This window comes from Thorsellia anophelis DSM 18579 (assembly GCF_900111395.1).
Lineage (GTDB): Bacteria > Pseudomonadota > Gammaproteobacteria > Enterobacterales > Thorselliaceae > Thorsellia > Thorsellia anophelis.
The window spans coordinates 1-22,565 of sequence record NZ_FOHV01000040.1 but is presented as its reverse complement, the minus strand read 5'-3'; the positions used below and the strand labels follow the sequence as shown (position 1 = coordinate 22,565).

At 31.7% G+C, this 22,565-nt stretch carries 17 protein-coding genes and 5 pseudogenes; 1 reads left to right on the top strand and 21 read right to left on the bottom strand.

Going from position 1 to position 22,565, the window contains the following annotated elements:
* Nucleotides 1–172: pseudogene (locus BMW37_RS13735) on the top strand (integrase core domain-containing protein); the annotation flags it as partial.
* Nucleotides 173–595: 423 nt separating this feature from the next.
* Here BMW37_RS13735 and BMW37_RS13725 read toward each other — a convergent pair.
* The 21 genes and pseudogenes from BMW37_RS13725 to BMW37_RS15195 form a co-directional block, all read right to left on the bottom strand.
* The gene (locus tag BMW37_RS13725; protein WP_093322289.1) at nt 596–2,452 is read right to left on the bottom strand and encodes a hypothetical protein; all 1,857 of its coding nucleotides are present in this window, start codon (nt 2,450–2,452) and stop codon (nt 596–598) included.
* Between the two features lie 187 nt (nt 2,453–2,639).
* The gene (locus BMW37_RS13720; protein ID WP_218139536.1) at nt 2,640–3,767 is read right to left on the bottom strand and encodes an FAD-dependent oxidoreductase; all 1,128 of its coding nucleotides are present in this window, start codon (nt 3,765–3,767) and stop codon (nt 2,640–2,642) included.
* Nucleotides 3,760–4,782 (bottom strand): glycosyltransferase, encoded by a 1,023-nt coding sequence (locus tag BMW37_RS13715; protein WP_093322286.1) that lies wholly within the window; start codon nt 4,780–4,782, stop codon nt 3,760–3,762. The genes BMW37_RS13720 and BMW37_RS13715 overlap by 8 nt, the downstream gene beginning before the upstream one ends.
* A gap of 49 nt (nt 4,783–4,831) precedes the next feature.
* Nucleotides 4,832–5,638 (bottom strand): glycosyltransferase family 2 protein, encoded by an 807-nt coding sequence (locus tag BMW37_RS13710; RefSeq protein WP_093322284.1) that lies wholly within the window; start codon nt 5,636–5,638, stop codon nt 4,832–4,834.
* Between the two features lie 3 nt (nt 5,639–5,641).
* A complete protein-coding gene (locus BMW37_RS13705) occupies nt 5,642–5,998 on the bottom strand; it encodes a DMT family transporter (protein ID WP_093322282.1) in 357 nt (118 codons plus the stop codon).
* Nucleotides 5,995–6,825 (bottom strand): sugar phosphate isomerase/epimerase family protein, encoded by an 831-nt coding sequence (locus BMW37_RS13700; RefSeq protein WP_093322280.1) that lies wholly within the window; start codon nt 6,823–6,825, stop codon nt 5,995–5,997. Before BMW37_RS13700 ends, BMW37_RS13705 begins: the two co-directional genes overlap by 4 nt.
* Before the next feature lie 15 nt (nt 6,826–6,840).
* On the bottom strand, nt 6,841–7,620 hold the full coding sequence (locus BMW37_RS13695; RefSeq protein ID WP_245711078.1) for an NAD-dependent epimerase/dehydratase family protein: 780 nt from the start codon (nt 7,618–7,620) through the stop codon (nt 6,841–6,843).
* A gap of 149 nt (nt 7,621–7,769) precedes the next feature.
* A complete protein-coding gene (locus BMW37_RS13690; RefSeq protein ID WP_143047667.1) occupies nt 7,770–8,990 on the bottom strand; it encodes a hypothetical protein in 1,221 nt (406 codons plus the stop codon).
* 149 nt (nt 8,991–9,139) lie between these two features.
* Complete coding sequence (locus BMW37_RS13685; RefSeq protein ID WP_177168677.1) at nt 9,140–10,444, bottom strand: O-antigen ligase family protein; 1,305 nt, start codon at nt 10,442–10,444, stop codon at nt 9,140–9,142.
* Nucleotides 10,437–11,291, bottom strand: a complete 855-nt coding sequence (rfbD, locus tag BMW37_RS13680) for a dTDP-4-dehydrorhamnose reductase (protein ID WP_093322269.1) — start codon at nt 11,289–11,291, stop codon at nt 10,437–10,439. The genes BMW37_RS13685 and rfbD overlap by 8 nt, the downstream gene beginning before the upstream one ends.
* A 400-nt stretch (nt 11,292–11,691) precedes the next feature.
* Entirely contained in the window at nt 11,692–11,994 is a 303-nt protein-coding gene (locus BMW37_RS13675; RefSeq protein ID WP_093322267.1) for an IS30 family transposase, read from the bottom strand.
* 733 nt (nt 11,995–12,727) lie between these two features.
* Nucleotides 12,728–13,264: pseudogene (gene rfbC, locus BMW37_RS13670) on the bottom strand (dTDP-4-dehydrorhamnose 3,5-epimerase).
* A gap of 789 nt (nt 13,265–14,053) precedes the next feature.
* Nucleotides 14,054–14,928: pseudogene (locus BMW37_RS16015) on the bottom strand (IS982 family transposase).
* Nucleotides 14,929–15,550: 622 nt separating this feature from the next.
* Nucleotides 15,551–18,466 carry a hypothetical protein gene (locus tag BMW37_RS13655; protein ID WP_093322262.1) on the bottom strand — a complete coding sequence of 972 codons (2,916 nt, stop codon included), beginning with the start codon at nt 18,464–18,466 and terminating at the stop codon, nt 15,551–15,553.
* Between the two features lie 552 nt (nt 18,467–19,018).
* Nucleotides 19,019–19,983, bottom strand: a pseudogene (locus BMW37_RS13650) (IS110 family RNA-guided transposase).
* A 148-nt stretch (nt 19,984–20,131) separates the two neighbouring features.
* Nucleotides 20,132–20,461, bottom strand: a pseudogene (locus BMW37_RS13645) (ISAs1 family transposase); the annotation flags it as partial.
* Between the two features lie 108 nt (nt 20,462–20,569).
* Entirely contained in the window at nt 20,570–20,803 is a 234-nt protein-coding gene (locus BMW37_RS13640) for a hypothetical protein (RefSeq protein ID WP_093322256.1), read from the bottom strand.
* Nucleotides 20,804–20,815: 12 nt separating this feature from the next.
* Complete coding sequence (locus BMW37_RS13635) at nt 20,816–20,977, bottom strand: transposase family protein (protein WP_093322254.1); 162 nt, start codon at nt 20,975–20,977, stop codon at nt 20,816–20,818.
* Nucleotides 20,978–21,140: 163 nt separating this feature from the next.
* Complete coding sequence (locus BMW37_RS13630) at nt 21,141–21,455, bottom strand: IS66 family transposase (protein ID WP_093322251.1); 315 nt, start codon at nt 21,453–21,455, stop codon at nt 21,141–21,143.
* A gap of 146 nt (nt 21,456–21,601) precedes the next feature.
* The gene (locus BMW37_RS13625; RefSeq protein WP_483887623.1) at nt 21,602–21,880 is read right to left on the bottom strand and encodes an IS66 family transposase; all 279 of its coding nucleotides are present in this window, start codon (nt 21,878–21,880) and stop codon (nt 21,602–21,604) included.
* A 438-nt stretch (nt 21,881–22,318) separates the two neighbouring features.
* Nucleotides 22,319–22,565: hypothetical protein (locus BMW37_RS15195; protein ID WP_425441747.1), on the bottom strand; the 247-nt coding region annotated here is incomplete at its 5' end.

Below are 22,565 nucleotides of genomic sequence, written 5' to 3'. Positions count from 1 at the left end.
CAATACCCTCGACAAGGATTTAAAGATATAGAGGAAGCAAGAGAATGGGTACTCAGTTTTGTTTATTGGTACAACAATGAACATAGACACAGTGGCATTAAATACGTGACGCCTGCTCAGCGCCACCAAGGTATTGATGGTGACATACTGGCTAAACGAAAAGAAGTCTATAGGGTTGCTAAATTAACCTTTCCAGAGCGTTGGAACACTCGGGATACAAGAGACTGGGATTATGAAGACAAAATAGTATTTAACCCAGTCAAAGACAATGATGCAAATAGCAGTAAAAAAATCGGACAGGTCGCTTGACATTTATCGTCTTGCCATCAGATTTTGGTATCTCAACACGCTTTACTGGTGGTGGAAAATAGGTTCCTGAACTGAGTCGGTTCCAAATTTTATATAAATTCTTCCCCAGATTTTGCTCATAGGCATCAATGCTCACTTTATCGATACCTGCTGAACCTTTATTCGCTTTTACACGTTGCCAAGCCTCTAGTACTTTCCGTTTACTAATTGAAAAGGGGTTCGCGGGCTATGCACTTATGACTTGAATTCGCCACTTTTAAAAAATGCATTTTGGTTGATTATAAAATCAGTGTGAATTTTTACGTAAAATATAAGTAGTCGGTAGTCCAACTTTATCATAATCTAGAAGGGTTCCATCAACGTGAACATGTAAATAATTTCCTACCGCGGTAACTCCCAAAATTTTTCTAATATCACCATCCTGAAAAATAATATCATCACTAGATAATAGCTGAGATTTCAAATCTGCTGTATTTGGCACTAAGAAACCTGGCCATTTTTTAGATATACCATTATTCCAATTTAAATCACTAAGAAAAAAATTTATATTAATATTTTTCATATCAATAAATTCAAGAGAAAAACTGCTACCACCCTTGTTTGTAACAACTGCATTTTGGTATTTCATCAAATCAGTAAAGGCACTAGTTCGGTCAAAATAAATAGCATTACAAGCTCCTGTTTTTTTAATTAATCCCAATGAATCAACAAGGGTTTTATGTTCATAAATACCTCGATTAAATAATAAATTATCATAACCTCTGACAACAGAATTTGATAGTAGAACAGAACAATCAATATTTATTGATTTATTTAATGCATTAGAAAGCAATTTATTTTTAAAATCAACATCCGACCATTTAGCGTATTTCTCAAGATCTGATATATAAGATGTGTATCCCTGAATTGATGCAAATAGAAGTAACACAAAAAAAACTAATCTTAAATAATTAGAAAATCTAGCAAAAGAAATTGCAAATATTATAGCAAGTGGAAATAATAATTTTAAACGATCAAATGAAAATACAGATGCATGCTGCAACATAATCAAATTTTCTAATAATGGAATACTTGCAACAAAAAATAAAAAAATACTTTTTTTGCTATTAATACTATTTGAATCATTAGTATTTCCTCTCCAGAAATATACAATTAAACCCCAAAAAGCCAATAAAAGGAAAATGCCAAAAGAAAGAATATATCCATACATCAAACTTAAAAAATTACCATTAGTCGAACTACGAGCAAAAAATCGATTTATAAAGGCTTTTACCATAGGCTCAAAACCAATGACTAGTCCATAATGAAAAATAGTAATTATTCCAGCAGAGAAGAGGGCCAATATCAATAAAATTGAAACTTCTTTATATCTTCTTTCAAGAAAAAAACCAAACCAAAAAAAAATTACTAATCCCATTCCAAAAACATAGCCTGTCCACTCAGTCCAAGCACATAAAAAGATAAGTACAACAAGTAAAAAAAGATATCCACTTTTGATAGTATTTGAATTTTGAGCTTTATTTATAAACTTAAATAAAGCAAATAAAGATGAAACAAATAAAAGCTGAAATAGGCTATGCGGCCAATAAACCAAACCATGAGATTGAAGCACTTCTCTACTAAAAATTGAAACTATAGTTCCAAAAATTGCTCCTAACATACTTACACGCCCACTATATCCTGTGTTTTGAAGAATTTCAATTAATAATAAATATAGTATAATAGATACTAATATACTTATCATGACATTAAACAGCGCGATATTCTTTTCAGATATAGCAACATTAAAGGACTTGAAAAATAAATATGGAACAATAAATCCTGGTGGCGTAAAACTTGTATATATATAATCACCTGTTTTAGTAGGAACAGTAGCACCCCATGATATATTTTTATCTAGAGCAGATGACAAACTCACCGTTGGTAAAAACCAATGATTTTCTAATGGGTTTTCATCAATCGCCCGAATTGTTAATAAAGCGTGGTAAGTCGCTTCTAAATTTTGAGAACCAGTTACATTATTAAAATGATTTATTCTAATTAATAGTGAAATAGAAAAAAGTATTAAAATTATAAGCAGTCCGAATATTTTAAATCTCAAAAAGAAACCACAATTCAAGAAACCAAGATTTATTTTTCTCATAGGATAAAACCCATTAAACTCATCTAATCACAATAAAAACCATTGCTTATCAAATTTTTCATTTAAGATTAAAGCTACCTAAGTAAGCTTCAAATAAAATTCTCAAAACAAACGGTTGCCTTTTTAATACAAGTAAGTTAAAACTATCATTAGTAGTTTAATTTCCATTTCGAAATGCTATTCTCATTTAAATTATAATCTGATCTAACTTTTCCAAAACATCATAAATATTATCAATTTTGCCACCAATAACCGAATACATTCCTGGTAAATTTTCGTGTGTTTCAAAAAGAATAGGTCGCCCATCGTCACCTTCATTTTTCATTAATATTGTCTTAACCTCAAATAGCGAATCAACATATTGAGCTAGGCTGATTGCAGGAACATAACGTGCAACATCCCTTATCATTCGATCAAAACGTGTCTGACAATGATATTCAGCTAGTTTATGATATGGATTAACAGTTTTATCGTCTATCCAGTTTAAATGTGGTGTATATCTGACATGTGAAAGCGTATGTAAGTTCCTAGCTGGAAATGGCATGGTTGAAAAAAAAGGACCATCCATAACAGTTATGCCAAGATTAACTAAACATTCGGGCATTTTAATCAGTGCCATTTCTGTTATTTCATGTTTAATCTCAGCAGATACGCCCATTTCATAACTAAAAATCTGATTAATCCCACTGTAAGTACAGTTAAAAACACGTTTTGCAATGACTTGGTGATTTTGATTTAAGTCTTTTTGCCTAGAGTAGATTACTTCAAGTAATTTATCCGTTCTAAGACTAACTGAAGTAGCCGTTGAACGATAGAGACACTCAATTTCATATTTATTTATTTTTTGAGCTGCCCACATAGCTAATTCAGTTGTATCAAATGCATATTCCTTTACAGAAAAAACATTTTCTATTAAATTTGAATTAAACATTTTTTTAATACTATCTCTTGCTGGAGTGATTTCAGCGCCTATTTGGTAGCAAAATCTTTCGAATTGTTTTGCCGTAACTTTCGAGTTTCTCCGAGCAATTGCGTATACTTTATCAAAATCTATTTTTACTGCTTCTGGCCAATCAGTAATAAATCGTGGTAAATTAATTCTGCTACGATATGCAGTTGTAAAACTCCTAGGGTAATGGTAACCGTTATGAACTCGAGCTTGATTTGTATACGATGCTCGTTGTAATAAGCTATTTTCCCGTTCAATAATGAGAATTTTTTTAAATTTATGTTGCTGCGCCAAATAAATTGCTATGGAAGCACCATAAAACCCACCACCAATAATAATTGCATCATACACAACAGAATTAGTCACTTTCCGAATTTCCTTGTTGTTGGCGCGTTAAAGAACTATCAACAATTTCAATATTTAGTTTTTCTAATCGTGACATCTTTGCACTGGTAAATTCTTTCCCTATATGGTAGAGCGGAGCATTTCCTGCAATATTCACCATATTAAGGATATACTCCCCAATAACCAATAAAACTAAGGACAAGAAAAAAAACATACCTGATTGTTGTAGTGATAAACTGACCCATCCTGGCGCAACATCTGATTTAAAAAGAGCAACTGCAACAACATAAACAGAGTAAATAAGATTAGCGATTGCACTGAACATTAATGAGACAGTGACCATTCTCATAGGCGTCCGACTATTTGAAATAAGTAATCGCATACCATTATCAATACTTTCAGAAATCTTCTTTTTTTCTGTCATCCTAATCGGAGAATTGTAGTCTAAATGATATAGTTTAAAGCCACTCACAGCTGGTAAAGTTCTATAAATAACTGATGGTTGTGAATGTTGCAAAATAAAATTTATAACCGATTTATTTAATAGTCGAAAATAAGGTGCCTCTTTGGCTAAATGTATTCCATTTATTAATTTATAAGTACGATTAAAAACTGTAGAGGCAAATTTATACAATAATGATTGTGTTGGTTTAGTTAAATTATGTGCAAATACGATATCAGAGCCATTTAAAGCATTTTCTATCATCCTAGGAATAACACTTATATCATCTAGTAGTGGATCGATAACTGCAACATAATCACCTAAAGCATTCTCTAATCCGGCCCAAGCTGCGGTATCAGAATCGACTTCTTTAGTTAATCCATAAATCTGTAAATTATGCATTCCTGCTTCGCTTGTTAGGTCTTGCATCAAATTTAATGTATTGTCATTAGAAGCATTATCAACAATAATAAATTCATAATCACTAACAATTGAGGCTATGGTATCTTTCGCTAGTAATAATGTTTCTTTAATTAAATGTGATTGATTACGTACAACAAATACTACAGATAAAAAAATTGGGTAAGTACTCATAAATTTAGAACCTCAACTAAATACGATTGCAATACAACAAGTAAACAAATTAATTTGGATTAAACCTGCCGAAACAGGCGCTGATTAGAGTTTTAAAAACAGTAAAATTTCCTCTAAAACTACTGATTTTTGTCGGAATTTCACCTTTAGGGTATATTCTTGTGGTAGGTAGCTCTATACATTTAAATCCAAGCTTTGGTACTCGGTAAGATAAATAAGCTAACAATTCATATGAATCAAATACATTTCTAAATATCCCTATATCCTTATCCGAAAGCATAATGCTGCTATATGCTCTAAATCCTTGAGTAGTATCAGTCCATTTAAACCCAGAAAAAAAACTTAGCATAGGGGCATGAATATATTTAATAGCAAAATCTCTAGATTTTGGAGTATTCACTGCAACACCACCTTTAATAAATCTAGACGCCTGAACAAAATCATATCCACGCTCTAATGCATTAATAAAATCAATTATTGCTACTGGATCATCTTTGTTATTACCGTCAATTGTCACAATTCCGCGATATTCATATTTCAATGCAAACGCATACGCACAACGTAATTGAGCACTTAATTTTCCCGCCCCCGTTTTCAATAATAATCCTTGAACATCTAATTCTAGAAGTTTGTCCACTATTAATGAATTATCACTACTCCCCCCGTCAACAATAATAATATCCGCAATATTAGCAATGTTGTTTAATTTCATTTTTTTTAATAAGTCAGTGATTCGAGTTCCTTCATTGATAACTGGGATAATAACACAGTATAACTTTTGCTTCCCACCCCAATGTTTAATTTCAAAATCTGGGACTTGCCAAGTTGGATCAAATGAGAAAGTTTGTTTGTTCATTAGTTACGCTGCCCGAAAAGTAATTAAAAGTACGCCAAATATAATAAGCATTAATCCTAGTAAAGTTGACCAATAAAATGTCTCTTTAAAAATAAAAAAAGAACAAAGAGCAACACTTGCTAGTGCGCCTGCAGTTAACACTGGATGAGCTATATTTAATGGGAATTTAGCCAATGCAATAACATAAAGAATAAACGCAATTCCATATAACAATACTCCTAGTAGCAATTGCCAATTAGTTGCAATAAGCATAGGTTTAGCTAGTGAAATAGGCTTGCTTGATGGACCTAATGCCATTTTAATCAACACACTCGCTGATGCATTCGTTAAAATACCTAAAACAAGGATTATCCATTTCATAACACATTCCTAGGCAAAAATAAATTTTTCGCTGCAATAATAGCACGATTAATTGATTCTAAATGAGGTTCATTTTCCGTCTGAAGCATTTCAATAGTAACAATATGATCAGATAAATATTTTTTTATTAGACCATATATTTGGAAGTTATTATCAGTCAAATAATCTCCAAATGGTACAAGGTTAGGTTCACTGGCATGAATATGTCCAATATTATGTGCATGATTAGACAGTATAAGGCCCAATTCTTCCTGATTAATTTTTACAGCTCCAATATCTAATTGCATCTTAATCGAATCATGATTGATTAGTTTCACAATATTAATTGTTTCTTGATGAGTGGTCATAAAATTAGCACCATAACAAATAGGATTGGGCTCCAAACAAATAATTACCCCTTCCTGTTCAGCAATATTTCCTAATTGATTGAAAAATTTTTTTGCTATTTCTAGAGCTTCTTCATCTGATAAATTGCCTCTATCCCTATTTTTTGGAGATCCAAATACCAGCCGTCGAGCACCAAGTATTCCACCAATGCGGCATACATTGGCTAAGTGCTTAAGCATTAACTTTTGTGTTTCTTCATCACTAAATAAATTAAGTCCAACAGTCCCAAATAACAACGCTTGCATACCAACTATTTCAACACCGCGCCTTAACCACTGTTCCTTTATACTTAAAATCTCTTTTACTGACACTGTTGAAAAATCATTAAAATATTTTCCTGGTGCAATATCAATTGCATCAATATTATGACTTTCCAATAAATCAGCAATCTGGATATCTTCAACAATATCCCATGCTAAATTTGAAATACTCAAACGCATGATAATATACCGTTATTAATTTAAAGATAAGCTCTCTGATTGTGCATAAGCTCTGATAATCGTCATAATTTCTCTTTTGACATATTGATATTGTCCACTAGTATTAAATAATTTTGAATACTTTGTTTGTAAATCATATTGCGATGCACTGGATAGCTCTGATGGAACATTATTGAAAGAAAAATTGAAACATTCACTAGCAATATCAGATACACGCACTGGTTCACTCGTTAAATGAATTAAACGCAATTTACCTTCTAATGCGATTTGGATATCAGACCATAAATTAACCATTGGATAAAATTGAAAAACAGAACGGCAATCAATTGATTCCAGATTATTACCATTTAAAAAATCAAAAATAATATTTTTCTTAAGTCCAGGTCCAACTAATCCGGGTAACCTTACAATCAAATGATTTTCAAAATGAGACTCCACAAATTTTTCCAATAATCTTCTATGTAAGCCATAAGGATGCAAACCTTCTTCATCAATTACTGTATCTTCATCCACATTTTGAGGTTTCTTGAATACATCAACAGTACTGATTAAAATAAATCTCTTAGCATTTATTTGTTTAATATTTTCAATCAATTGATTGATTTTCATCAAATCCGCAGACGGTTCTTTATTTGCAAGCCATTTTTGTGCTGGTGCGCCTGCGCAAACAACAGTATCAAATGAATGGGATCTTATATCACTAATATTCGTGGAACGATAAAAATCAGTAAAATTAAACTGCTTCATTAACGTTGAGCCTACAAAACCAGTATAACCAATTAATGCATGTTTCAAATTACTCATCCTTATAATTATTTTAATAGCACCTAACAAAAAACAGGTGCTATTTTACAACTATTTAAACCCACACTTAAATCAATAAAAGTCATAAAGTTAACGTTCACATTTATTTGAGTTAAAATCATTCATAATAATTGTTTAATTTAAGTTGATATGGGATGTGAATTAATACGCCTAGAAAAATAATAACTTACTTTGTAATTTATACAAAAAGAAATCAATGTAAAGCCAAATAATAAAAATGGTAAATACCAAAGTACATGATTAATACTAGTATGCACATACGAATGACCTTTAGCTAAAACATACCATGAAATAGGTGCTAACATTGAAAACCAAGTAGTATAGACTAATGCATAAAGTTGATTTTTACGTTCTCCTAAGAAGTTCAAATCATTTTCCCTTATCTTTCTTAATACAAATCGACTTAAAAATAATAATAATATTAATATCATAAAAAATCTAATTTGAAAATTAAATCCAATTAACTGGGATAGATCAAATATTTTACTCTTAGAATAAAATTTAAAAACTGTTAATAAACTCCCTTCAAGAGACTCACGATAAACCTCTGGAAGTTTTGACGGTTCCCCATATGTCCTTTTTGCAATCGTAAAAATAATATGTGAAATTGCAGCCTGCCATGATGATAAATAAAATTTAAGTTGAACGACATGAAAGATAATTGCAACTAAAAAACCAATCAAACCACTAGCACCAATTGCAATTGAATGCACGACAAATCGTTTTACTCCCCAATTGTTTTTCTTTGTAAAATACAGAAGTGGAACGATTATAGAAATCAGTATTGTTGAGATATATTCATACCCTGCTAGGGATTTTAATAAAATGCTAATAAATACAAATAAGCAACAGAATAAATTAATTTTTTTTCCTTCTTCGTTTTTTCGATAAAAAGATAAAACAATAATAAACGGAGATAATAATAAAAAAAACATCCAATACAAATTATGAGAGAAAACCACTAACCATTGAGAAAATAAAAAAAACAAAAACGTTATTAAACTTGTTAAAAATCCAAATTCTTTTAAAACAAATTGTATAAACATAACCAATAAAATACTAGTCAATAAAACAGTTATTAATTTCATAAAAAACATTTTACTAAAATTATTCTTTACATTAATCAGCTCCAATATTTTCATAATAGATGTATAAAAAAAACCTTGGAAGCCTGCACTTTGCATGTAAGGCTCTAATTCCAAATTACCAATCCCCCCATTATAAAAACTATCATACTGATAATCAATCATGTGGGCATTATCGATGAATTTAGCACCGTCAGGTTTTATATATCCAATAAACCCACCATCTGAAAAATAATTTTCAAATGATGTATGCAAAAGTTTCCCAACTACCAGCGCTTCCGAATCGGTTTGGTGATTCTTATAAAAATCATTACTACTCGCTCTAAATAGATTGAACTGATAACTAAATAAAAAAAGTATTAAAATAACCAAAGAATAAAAATAAAATTTAAATAGAGTCACTTTTAACCTTCTTTACTATCAATCATTGCTTGTTTAGAGGAATCATTAAGTCTAGAAACTATAAATATTAAACCAACTGCCAGACTAAATACAGTACCAAGATAGTTATGGTATGTATTTGTATTTGTTAAGCTTGCAGTTAAGAATAAGAATGTCACTCCTAATAAACCAAAAGATGTATTAGGATAATATTTGCGTAATTTAGCAGCGACTATCAATAAGCCTAATGGAAAAAGCATGAATGATATTAATCCTAAAAGCCCATAGGATACCAATGCCTGCAGATACTCGTTATGAAGTTGGTTAAGCCCATTTAGCATAGGTGCGCCTGTTGTTTCTGAAAATCTATTAATCATAGCTTCAGTCCCCTCTATCCCTAACCCGAATAACAAATTACCATCTAAATTAAGTATTGAATTATGCCACATATAAAGCCTTGCTCCAACAGATGTGTTAGCGGCTAAAATTGGATTATTAAAGTAAAAAATAATTTCATTATAACCTAAAAGTATTCTTTCCCATATTTCATAATAAAATTGATAGAAAAAAAAGCAGCTGCCTGCAAATAGTATTACCAGAGGGATCAAAATTTTTAAAGTATATTTTATCGTCAAAACTCTATTATTCCATATATAAATCATATAGACACCATAACACACTAACCAAACTAAGTAAAAATAGGAACCTCTTTTACCGGTCAATAAAATTGCAACAAGTACCGCAATTGAAGTTAACCAGCCTAATAGGATAAAAACTTTATTAGGATTCTTGTTGCTAATTTGATTCAGCATATGAATATGTAATACAACAACTAATATTGAAATAGAAGCTGCCCAAGGAATGGGATGAGTACCAAATTTAGCCGATGCACCGAAAGGTAATGTAATAGCAAGTGCACTGATACCAAAAAATAATAAGCTGTATGGTAAAAATCTAAACAAATAAAGCGTATAATTATGTGCATAGATTTTTTTACAGAGAAAGTAAGATAATACGGTAATCACTAAAATTCGCATATAAAAATTAGATGCCTGATTAAACTCTCCCAAAGCTATTTGTGGAACCCATCTTATCACTAAAGACATTGCACAGAAAAAAATTAGATACTTAATTGCTGTAACTAAAATTTTGTCAGAATATTTTCGTTTTCTATTAGGACACTTATTAATAATAAACAGTGAAAATACAAAAAAAGAAACCCAAGCTACACCAGATATTTTGGTGTGAATTGGTGTTAAAGCTAAACTGATTAAAAATATTACATTGCAGAGTTTAAACCAAAATTGGCTACTCTTGATATTAATCATAATCATTCCTTATTATTCGTTTTACTGCATCCTGCCAATTAGAGCTTAATACTCCAAAGGAAATAATTTTTTGATTATTTAATACTGAGTAACTAGGTCGTTTTGCTTTTTGGGGATAAGCGTTAGACGTTATTGCTTGGAGCTTTATTTGTTTACCGGACAAACTGTTGAATTGTTCGTAGATAAACTTAGCAAATTCAAACCAACTTACCACATTATCCCCCGAATAGTGGTACACGCCCGGTGGGATTTCTTTAATAATAGAGTGAATTATCGCATTAGCTAAATCCCCTGCATAAGTTGGCTTACCGATTTGATCTGCTACGACGGATAGTACATCTCTTTCTGCAAACAGGCGCAACATAGTCTTATAAAAATTATTTCCATGCTCACTAAACACCCACGCAGTTCTGAATATCAGTACATCGTCCAAAATCTGCTGTGCAACTAATTCACCCTCGAGTTTTGTCTGCCCATATACCGACTTAGGATTGGTAGTATCGGTTTCTAAATAAGGCGTAACAGATTTGCCATCAAAGACATAATCAGTTGAGATGTGAATAAAACGAGCCCCTACCCTCTTCGCGGATTGCGCAAGATTCTTCGTGCCAATCACATTCACATTTTTTGCTAGTTGAGGCTCATCTTCTGCTTTATCTACCGCAGTATAAGCAGCCGCATTAATTATCACATCAGGGCTGAGATGAATAACTTTATCTTGAACGCTGTTATAGTCGGTAATATTTAATTCCGATGAATCAAACGCAAAAACGCCCCAATGTGTAGGGAATCTATCTAATAAACTTTGACCTAGTTGCCCATTGGAGCCAGTTAAAACAATTCTCATTATTCCGCCCATTGTTAAATTTTATTTATCTCGATTCGTTCTTTGTTCAACTAATAACTTATGGTAAAATAAGTTGGAACCTGCTATCTAGGAACACTTAACTCATAAAATCTATCTTATTGAAATTCAGTACAAACGGATACTTTTTTGTCTTATTTTTTCCTAAAGATAATTTAAGTTATAAATTTCTCATTTTAACAATAATATTTTTTTGCAATCCATGCTATTTTTTCATGGCCTAGTTTGCAAAAATAAGACAAAAGCTTCTTATAATCGTAATATTATTAGCACCATTATAACTTGTTATTTGGCTATCACTTTATGATTTTCTCCAAGTGACGAATTTAAGTCATAAGTACATAACACTCAAAAATTTTTCACTGGTTATGCCAGTTAATTCCTAGAATGCTTCATAGGGCGTTCTAGAACCCAAATATTTTCTTGATCTACTATTTAGTTTATCAATAGCATCAAGTACTTCTACTACTTCAATATCATTCAGTTGCCTCGATTTATGGAAGTATTGCCTTAAAAGGCCATTTGCGTTTTTATTTTGTCCTCTTCCCCAAGAATTATAAGACTTTGCAAAATAAGTTTCACATCCTAATATACTTACTATGACTTCACGCGCTGTAAACTCCTTGCCATTATCAAATGTGATACTTAGTACTACTTCTTTAATAGGCTCAACGATAGATGTCAAGCGACCTGTCCGTTTTTTTCACTGCTATTTGCCTTATTTTCTTTAGCTGGGTTAAATACTATTTTGTCTTCATAATCCCAGTCTCTTGTATCCCGAGTGTTCTAACGCTCTTGAAAGGTTAATTTAGCTACCCTATAGACTTCTTTTCGTTTAGCCTGTATGTCACCATCAATACCTTTCTTCAAAACTCAGGTGATTGTAGCTCATTGTGTAGCCCTCAGCTTAGTTTAGTCGCTTAGCATTATATCTCTGAGTCTCGATCTTTTCGACTCTCAATTAGTGTCATGCGACTAACGGCTGCTATGCGCTTATTATACGAATACACGGTTCATCATTTTCTTTTCAATTGTATTTACCTAATCGATAGAGCATTAATTAAATTCATATGGTTTGATTAACATAATCACTCGTGCAATCTTATCATCGGCTAGGATACATTTTTAAATTACCTAAATTGTTTAAGCCGTTCTAGTTTTTCGACACTAAATTATTTGATATCTTTCCAACATAGTGCACCTGAAATAATTGCATCACTCTAAAGTAAAATCACAATTTAAATCATCACCTTTCCTAAATACCCCACTATTTCAAAAGAATTCCATGAACTGACTCTTGTTTTATTTTTCGTATTATAAGCAAGAAACAAAAATGGAATTAATTAAAAGAATAGCATCTTAATTGTATTGGTACTTTGAAGTTAATAATTTAGTATGATCTTACCCTGATTGATATTCTAAAACACTGTAAACAATTTGCCTAATTTATCTTTATCCGATAATAGTGGAGTATTACCATTTAAAGGCAAATCGATATCCACAGTTGGATCATTCCAGATTAAACAACCTTCATTATTTGGCCTATAATAATCAGTACTTTTATATTCAAAGCCAGCAATATCTGTTAGTACAAAAAAACCATGGGCTAGACCAGGCGGGATCCAAAGCTGAGACTGATTCTCTTCTGATAATATTAAACCATCCCAAGCACCGTATGTAGGTGAATCTTTGCGGATGTCCACAGCAACATCAAATACAGTACCTCTTACAACCCTTACCAATTTACCCTGCGCATTTGCCGTTTGGAAATGCAACCCACGCAAGACATTTTTTCCTGAACGCTAATAATTATCTTGCACAAAATTGTAATCAATGTTAAGTATTTCACGATACCGTTCTTCTTGGAAAGTTTCTATGAAGAAACCACAATCATCAGCAAAAACTTTTGGTTGAATAATTTTCACATCGTGAATTTTTGTCGAAATTATTTTCATATAATATATTTATTATTAAAAAGATAATTAAGAAATTTATTTTACCTCTGTTATTTTTCAGTAGGCATAATTTCAACAATTTTCTAAAGCAAAGTAAATATTATTTTTTTCATCTAGTACAGAGTTCATTCATAGTTTTTTTGTGTGAATTAAATAATATTGTACGCCTACCATCCATTGACAGAGTTAAAAAAGTTCTATAGAAAATTTAACTGGCTATCTGATAAAATCAATATTCACATGACATTTACTTTTTATAATATCCTTTCCAAGCTAATTATAAGAGGCTATGCCTCTCCTTTATGGTATTTAATTTAAAATCAATTACTTACAAGTGTGTCATTTTATACTAGTTAATTTTTGATTCGCACTCCCTAATTACACAGATTTACCTCAAATAAACATGACTTTATAATTTTAAATGTTCGTCAAAGAATTTATGAATGAATCCTTAATTGCCAAGATTATAAGTATCTTTACATTTACATTCAAAATTAGCAACATCTGTTAAACACAAAAAAGAAAATCCTAGAGAAATTTAAAATGTTTTCCTCTAGAATAATTAGACTTTCCCGCTGACGAGAAGTAGTAAAACTATTCAGAATACCTATCGAAATAAAAAGAGACAGTATCTTGAGACATGAATTAATTTACCTTGCATTTTAGATATTTAGAAATGTAATCCTCTCATAAATTTTTTCTAAACGTGAATAGTTATACTGTACAAATTCGTAGCCAATTTTTGGAATATCACGATAACATTCAGCTTAGGGACGCGATGCTCGACTTTTAAAATGCTAAAACTGAGACCTTTAAAATAGGCCTAACCTGTTCCTTATTGAACAAGATAGCCAGTTTATGTGATAATATTTTTCTGGTTAATCTATTAGTAAAACTTAATATTGTGCTTGCTAATGTCCTTTCAATATTGAAGTTTTCAGCCAGTTGACCAATTGTGCTTTCAATCACTCTTCTTTTATCATTTCAAAAATTTCTGAGATTTTTAGAAAGTTTATCCCTCATGTTTTTCCTAACTAGCGTTTCAATAGCAATACCTATTTAAGCACATTGTCCTGCTATTTCTCTAGCTAAATAGCCTTTATCTCCTAATGTAAGACCCGTTTTGCCTGCAAGTAACTCTATCTGTCTCTCTTTCATCAATATTTGAGGGAGTAACATTAAAATTAAAAATTTCACCATCTTGATTAACAACAAGATATCCCTTAAATCCATAATAGTGCCGCTCTTTAGAGGCACAGTAACCTCTAGCTGCCTTTTCCTTACACTATTTGCAATTAATAATGCGTTTATTATAACAAACAGCGATTGGAAATCCGTTAATAATATGAAATAAATATCCTGACGAATTAATTTTTTCCAATATCTTTTGCTTAACAACCCAAAGGTTTTGATACTGTTTGGCAAACTGACTGCGGGAAGCGGAATAAGTCACTCCAATGTTTTTTGGTATATATCCAAATCCCTACTGTACTATCAATGCTACATAATTCATCAATAATTTTAATAGTGAACAATTCACTATCTGAAAGCTTTGATTTAAATCCTCTTGCTCGAAGTGGATTTACATATTCTTTCAGTATGGAATTTGAGTGACCGTCTATTTTAATAAAAGTTTCGGTGATATAATTTAACAATGATAGCATAATTTTACTCCTAATTTTGATTGGTCTTTTAATTAGTTCTAAGTTATGCCATCTCCCTCAAAATTATGCAACAAAAAAAGTCGAGCATCGCGTTAAATTCAATCCATTTATTCAGAACCCCCCTGGAAACTCCATTCGCATAACCTTATAAGCTATTGGCTTTATTTATTTTTACATGTAGTTTTTGTGTGCTACTTATGCAGTTTTTGGCGTAAATATTAAATACAAATCTTGAAGGAATGCTCGATTTTTTAGAAAATATGAGCTATGATTCAACACTTTAAAAAGGCGCATATCTTGTAAAAATAATTTATCACATTTACTAAAACAATTAAAGCAGTTTTTAATCCTAGCCATATTCTTAAGTTATCACGCAAAGTAAAGTTCACTCAGAAACTCGAATACTACACCATGCAAATCTTATAGGAGCATTACTACATGTATTAAGCTGCCAAGATCATGCTAATTTAACCGATATTTTATATGGTACTTAATGAACGCTATTAAGAGCTATTAATTTACATTCTAAACAATAACTTGGTCAGTAATTGATTATTAGTTAACCTTAAGTATCTACGAATGTGTAAAAACTTGGCTTACAATGAAGATAATAAAGTAAATACTAATATCTTTTTCGCAAGGATATGTTCTTTATAAAAAATGATTCACATTCCTGTGGAGTAATTAATTCTATATTTAAGTTTTTAATTTTCTCAAGCAAATACCATCTTGGTGATGAATCTAAAGGAATTATTAGAAAACCATCATCAGCTGTAAAAAATAATTTATTTTGTTCAGAGTTTTTGGAATCCATATCATCAGACCAAGTAATTTGGAATTTGACCTCTTTTTTAGGAGATATACATTCAAATTCAAATACTAAAATTCCTGCAGATTTTCCAGATAGTTCATAATCAGATAAATCAAATGTAATATATGGTTTTTTTCCCGTAACTTTATAATAACCTGATCCTTGAACCGAAAGGTGATTAAGACTATAGTTTTTTGTGTATAAATCACTAATGACTAGTTCCATTTGATTAGACAAAGTATTAATTGATCTCCCCCAAGAAATTGGAAGTTTTTTAATGTCTAAATTAGTTCTAGAGAAAGATTTTACAAATAATTCTTTCCTACGTTTATCATTTGGGATATCCATACCTTTCCAATCATTATTCATGAGTGATTCTTTTGACAGACCTATTATAAAATTATCTATCATAAATGGCTCATAATTCTCAATAATAAATCGATATAAATAGTAGTTACGTAATGCCAATCCACCACCATCATGAATAATGTTACTCCCTTCAAGTAATGCCACTCTTGGTAAATCCTCCTTGAGCTTTTCAATTGTATCGATTTGTTGCTTATAACTCGGCATATTATATGGCGCTGTAATTGGTATTACTGGAAGTCGATCTAAATAAAAATACTGAGCATTCCTTGATGTTAAATCTAAATAACTCTCGTTAGGTTTTAACTTTTCATCAAGTAGCTTAGCTAAGCTATTCAATCGTTTCCAATGTTCATCCTGAACCTGAGCATGACCTATGTTATCAAGTAATCCATCTTTACTTTTCTTTAGCTCCCCAACATAAATAAATGAGTTAGTTAATTGAAATAATCTAGCAAATGACATTGAATTCATGTTTATAAGTGACAACACAAAAACAACACAAACAATCAACCACAATCGTTTATTTTCATTTAAAAGACTCCAGAGAACTAAAGGCATAAATCCAGAAATTAAAAATACACTAGCAGTGCCAGGGCGAGACAAAGAGCCCACATCAATTCTTCCCATTGTATACGGAATTAATAATAACGAAAAAATAAGGACTGCACTGACACTTAACAGTTTTTCAACCTCAATACTTTTATATTCGTATGCATAACATAATATAAAAAACATAACAAAGGGTACTGTAATCCAACTCATTCTTATTAGTTCAAATAAAATTCCATCAGCATTAAAACTATTATACCAAGGTATTCCATAAGCTATCTGATTTATCGAACCATTTTGAACGACATACTTAATCGCATAAAAAAGCATATCCCCAACAGTAGTTACAAAAAACAGGGGAAAGATAATTAAAATTATTAAAGAAATATATTTAAGCGTTATCCAATCTCTATTTTTTATAATTTCAAATAAAAAAAAGAATGGTATAACAGCAGAAGAAATTACAAATAATATAGCCTGTGGTGGCAATCCTAAAATAGCAATTGGAGCAGTAATTAACCATATGATGGTCCACTTTACTTTCTGTTTGAGAAGCCTACCATCAAACCAAACAGTAAAGAAAGGAATTAAAAAAAGCCAAAATATTCGACCACTAAAATACATAACACTTAAAGAGCTTAATAACAAGCTTTTAGTATAAATATAAATTGATACGATTACAACTATTAGTAATATGGCATAAGCCAATCTCTGAGCTTCTCTTAAACTAGAAGCAGTGCCATCATAAAATATAAAATTTACTACCCCTGAAAAATCATTAAAAACCAACCCATGTGAAGGAATAAAATCAACATAAGGAATATAACCATTAAAATATGCCCAGGAACCAATCAAATTTTCACCAAAATGATAATCATCAGGTGAAATACTGGGAGTTAAGGTATTTCCAAATTTAATCGCAATAATTAAAGCTGTAATTGCGAATGGTGAAAATATTTTAGGATTAAAATCGGCTCTACCGTACCTAAAATATCTTAATAAAACGTCACCAGATGATAGAAGGACTAAAAATACAATAAAAACAACTAGAAATATATTTGGATTATAGCTCTCAACAAGGCCTTCTTTTGTCATTAGTTTGGCTGGATATAATGTTACAAACAGAAAAGTTAACGCAATTTGGCTAGCCGTTATATATTTTGAAATATTCTTGAAAAGCAATTCATATTTAAAAAGCAAACCATAAAAATACACTACAATATTAACAATAAAAAAAATTATAGTGATTTTTTTCACCTCAAAAATATTAACACTTTCATTATTGATATCTGATATACTTTTATTATAAATCATAGATACAACTAAAGGGTATAATGAAAAAAAGAAAACAGCTATTAAACCTGCAGAAATTACTTCAATATCATACAAAAAATTTTTTTTAAGGTTATACCTAGAAAAAAATAAAATAAACAGCATTCCAATCAAAGAAATATAGACAAAATGCAGCTCCAAACTCTTATAAAGAAGTAAAGAACTAAGTATTGAAAGTGTTGGCACCCCCCATATTGTTAAATGGAAAGCAATCTTTTCACTTTCACCTACATCATAAGCATTTATTTTTTTAAACAGATTATTTAACCACCAACCAACACCTACAGTTATAGTTAAAGTAATAGGAACTATTAGCAAATCTTGTATTTTAGTTGCTGCTCCCCATGAAATATTACCAGCAATCAATTCAGGATAATTTACTGGGATGTTAACTCCCATTATTGCAATAAAAATTATTGATATAAAAACCAACAATACTATTAATATTGCTAGTTTTTGAATATTAGAAATGTTCATGTAACTTCCTATAGCAGCAAACTTAATTAAAAGTAAAAATTCCCTACTGAATTATTTTATTCAAAATAAACACATACTGAAAATAACATCATGGAAGAATAAAATTTAAATTATGATTAATACATTTAATTTATGGATTTCCTGTTACTTTAGTATTTTACTTTAAATAATATAAGCCCTATATGGACTTTTTTCCTATTGGCAAGAAAAAAATGAGATTTTTAACAAAACTCGAATTCTTCTATATATTCGGCTTCTTTGTAGGCCACTTTAGCCTAAGCACAGGATGAAATTCGCACATGAGGCCTTATCAATGTGACGGCTTTATTTCTAGGGAGCCTTAGGCTTAAACAGATTTCTCTCGTGTCGGTTCGACCAGTTAATCATCTTATCTTTTTATGCGCAATCTGTTGGATTGTCTTTAATATTTACTTCTTTTCTATCGCAAAAAACTTCACTTCTTTTAATTTTATCTTAGTCGTGGCGGCTTTAGCTTGCTAAGGTTGCTACGACTAAGAACCCTGCGGGAGCATTTGCTTTATCGCGCGTCATTTAGGCGGCCTCCTCAATCGTCATCTCACAGCGATACTCAGTGCTTTTATGCAAAATAGCCCATACCGTCCTCGCCGTTTTGTTAGCCAAAGCGACCGCTACTACATTTGAGGATTTTCGCACTAGTAGCGAATTTAACCAATCTGCTTTGCGCCCCGTTTTATTGTCAATCATTCGAAGCACTGCGCGTGCACCCTGGATTAGCAAATTTCTAATATACACATCACCACGTTTGGTGATACCACCAAGTTTATCTTTTCCACCTGATGAATGTTGCTTAGGCACTAATCCCAAATTCGCAGCAAACTGTCGACCTGAGTTGAATTAGATACCATTACCTATCACAGCAACCAGCGCTAATGCTGTGATAGGCCCTATGCCTTCAATTACTTGGATTTGCTTAACTCTTTCATCTGCACTACCATGCTGATTAATTGAAACTTCTAGCTTTTTACTGTTTTCATCCAGTTGTTCTAGTCATGCCTTTTGAACAGCAAGCGCTTCTTTTAAAACGCCGGGTATGTGTGATTCTGGTGATAATGTTTCGCTTATGAGTTTATATGCATGCGCTCTTCCTTGAGTTGCATGGTATCCAAATTCACTTAATAATCCTCTGATGACATTAATACAAGTACGTGCTCTAACGTAATTTAGTCTCATCTTATGAATAGCAAGATAGCCTCGGCATCACGCATATCATTCTTATTACCAACCACGTAAACTTTTACTTTCTGTGATGCTATCAATTTTACTTTATGACCTAACTTTATCAATTCTCGAGCCCAATAGTGAGCTGTTCCACACGCTTCTAATCCAATCAGGCAGGGTTCACTGTCACTGAAAAATTTTAGTACTTCTGCACGTCTTAATTTTTTGTTTATCACTCTTTTTTCAGCATGATCAACTGGGCACACTTGAAAATCATTTTTAGCTAAATCAATACCGATGCGTTTAAACTTTTCCATGAGTCTCTCCTTTTAAAAACAAAGATAAGTATGTAGTTTAATCTTGTCTTTGTAGGGGAAGGAGTTCATTACATCAATGTAGCTTTAATTAGCTATGTAAGTCTAAATCCATAGTATTACCCATACATTTAGCTAATACCATTTTAAGTTAACCCGTTGTTTTCAATTTTCCAAATCCAATCCAAAAGAGATTAAAATAGTTGTGTGGCCACTTTTCTTTTAAATCTTTATTTAACTTTGCGTCAATACTTTGCTCTATTCTGTCATGACCACGGTAATCCTGAACTAATGCATGCTTCTCTGATTCCTCTTGATTACACAATGTTTGAAATTCTTGATCTATTGCTTCATACAATTTACGTTGATTGCCTTTAACTTGGATAAGTGCAATCCCTTTGCCTTTAACAATTTCATTGACGGTTTCAGTTTGACAGTGAAGCGCATCAAGTGTCACGAGACATTCTTTAAGATTGAGTGTTCTAAGGGCCTCAGTACCATCTGGATTTCTTGGTCTTTACCAGCCCTTATCTCTGTACTGCATGAAATGCCATTATCGATATCAAAAACTGTCACAGCATTTAGAACTTCACAACATAAATGTCAAGCGACCTATAGGTGCTTTAACGCCCTTAATCTCTTTCCCATCAATTGCAAAAACAGAGCGTATTCTATTAATTTTCTCATCCGAATGGGCTACATTGGATTTTTTTGAATAGGCATTAGCCCATGTAATTAAAAGATTATTTAGTGATTCTGGCTTAATCATTCGAATAATTCTAGCAACATTATATCGAGTCGGAATACCTTGCTTGTAAGGCATGAATTTCCTAAGCTATTTGAGGTTATACTCACCAAATTCGGTAATAGAAGTCCATGAAGAATAACCACAAATTAATCCAGCAAGGACCAAAAATGCAATTTCTCTAACTGGATATCTCTGGTTTGTTATTTTTCTATTTTCTTCAAGCGTGTCTAATATTTTTATTAATTTCATTTTTATCACCTTATATAATTTATTAAGATGACTTAATAATAAATCACTCAAAAACTCAATGAAATTTCATTAAATTCAATCTATTTGTTCAAGGTCTGATCGCTCCCTGAGCACACTCAGTTTTTTTTAAGCTTGAGTCAATGACTGAGCGCAATACTGCATATCATTGTGCGCCATCTATAGAAGAAAAAAATCCCAATATTTTAATTTTAACTTTTGCATTACGGATTGCTCTATTTGACGCATTATTATCAAGAGGCACATCGTGATACAATAAAAATTGGAATATTGAGTCAAGATTTTTAACCAATCTGCGTGCGAAAGCAAACACCTCCGAATGCGAAGCAAGAGGAACAGCCTTCAATAAAACCTTGTGAAAAATTTCTTTTATTTTTTCATATCTCTCAATCGGTATAACCGCTTGTTGCTCTTGTAGCTTAGCATTTTCTTCAAGTAAAATATAAAAGAAAGTTTGCACATTGTCTTACCAAGGGCATTTTAGTGATTGTATAAAGTTTTCTGTTTCACGCAATAAATGTTTGATACAGAGTCGATGCCTTTTAGCATTAACTTTAAGCTGAGCTGGCAAACAGTCAGTGACATAAATTGATTCAGGAAAGCCACCTAAAAAAGTCTGTTCAATTGTATCAAAATCGCGTTTAAGGCTCGATTTAATAAAAGTAGCAGTCGGTGTTTAGAAGACAAAAACCAACCACGCTCGCCATTAATTTTAATACCAGTTTCATCAGCGCTAATGGAATTTGCATTCGCTATTTCACATTTAATCTCTTCATAAAGCGTGATTTCAGCTTTAGCTGCCATATCTTTAAGGGTATTAACAATGGTACCTTGGTTAATTTGGGCACCTAGCAAGTCACTTAATAAGCGGCTTAGCCTTGAAATCGGTAAATAGTGATATATCGAGAGATCATACGATAGTTCTTAAGCTCGTTTTTTGTGCAAATCCAATCCTAAGTATTTGATTTGGCAGTAAGGGATCAGATCTGATGTAAACATCTCAGTTTCTTTATCTCGCTTCGCATTAGATCTCCTACAATTTTTCGAAATAAATGAAAAAATATCATCTAATAAACTAATATCTTGCTCATCTGAATTAAGGTAATTCATTAATTTGGGAAGCCAGCATAAGCTGCTCCTACAAGTTTTCTGTGTTGAAATAACCGTTTGCCATAAAATACCTACAGATAAGGCAACATAACGTTTTATTATCAAAGTTAAAATGCTCGCCCATATTAACGTTGTAACAATATTGGCATTTGCTGTGTTGACTTTTTTTAGGCTACAAAAAGATTTTAGTTCTTTGAAAAATAGCTCAATTTGTCATCTTAAACCATAAAGGGACAGGACTTTTTCACCTGTAAATTGCCCCCTGTCGAGATTCGTAATTAGGTAACCTTTACCCTTTCTTTTTCTATCATAAAATTGAATGAGTCTGAGTGGGGTATTTGTTTTTGTCCATTGTGCATCCATGTCAACAAAATCATGGTCTTTAGATTTTAATTCTTTCAATTTCATTTCGTTATGAAAAAGCTCTGTACCCATTTCATTGTATTTTGCTACCACAAGA

Coding starts and splice junctions, on each gene's coding strand:
- BMW37_RS13705 (WP_093322282.1), bottom strand. CDS start 5,998: ATGAAATGGATAATCCTTGTTTTAGGTATTTTAACGAATGCATCAGCG.
- BMW37_RS13725 (WP_093322289.1), bottom strand. CDS start 2,452: ATGAGAAAAATAAATCTTGGTTTCTTGAATTGTGGTTTCTTTTTGAGA.
- BMW37_RS13635 (WP_093322254.1), bottom strand. CDS start 20,977: ATGAAATTAATAAAAATATTAGACACGCTTGAAGAAAATAGAAAAATA.
- rfbD (WP_093322269.1), bottom strand. CDS start 11,291: ATGAGAATTGTTTTAACTGGCTCCAATGGGCAACTAGGTCAAAGTTTA.
- BMW37_RS13710 (WP_093322284.1), bottom strand. CDS start 5,638: ATGAACAAACAAACTTTCTCATTTGATCCAACTTGGCAAGTCCCAGAT.
- BMW37_RS13685 (WP_177168677.1), bottom strand. CDS start 10,444: ATGATTAATATCAAGAGTAGCCAATTTTGGTTTAAACTCTGCAATGTA.
- BMW37_RS13640 (WP_093322256.1), bottom strand. CDS start 20,803: ATGCCTTACAAGCAAGGTATTCCGACTCGATATAATGTTGCTAGAATT.
- BMW37_RS13700 (WP_093322280.1), bottom strand. CDS start 6,825: ATGCGTTTGAGTATTTCAAATTTAGCATGGGATATTGTTGAAGATATC.
- BMW37_RS13655 (WP_093322262.1), bottom strand. CDS start 18,466: ATGAACATTTCTAATATTCAAAAACTAGCAATATTAATAGTATTGTTG.
- BMW37_RS13715 (WP_093322286.1), bottom strand. CDS start 4,782: ATGAGTACTTACCCAATTTTTTTATCTGTAGTATTTGTTGTACGTAAT.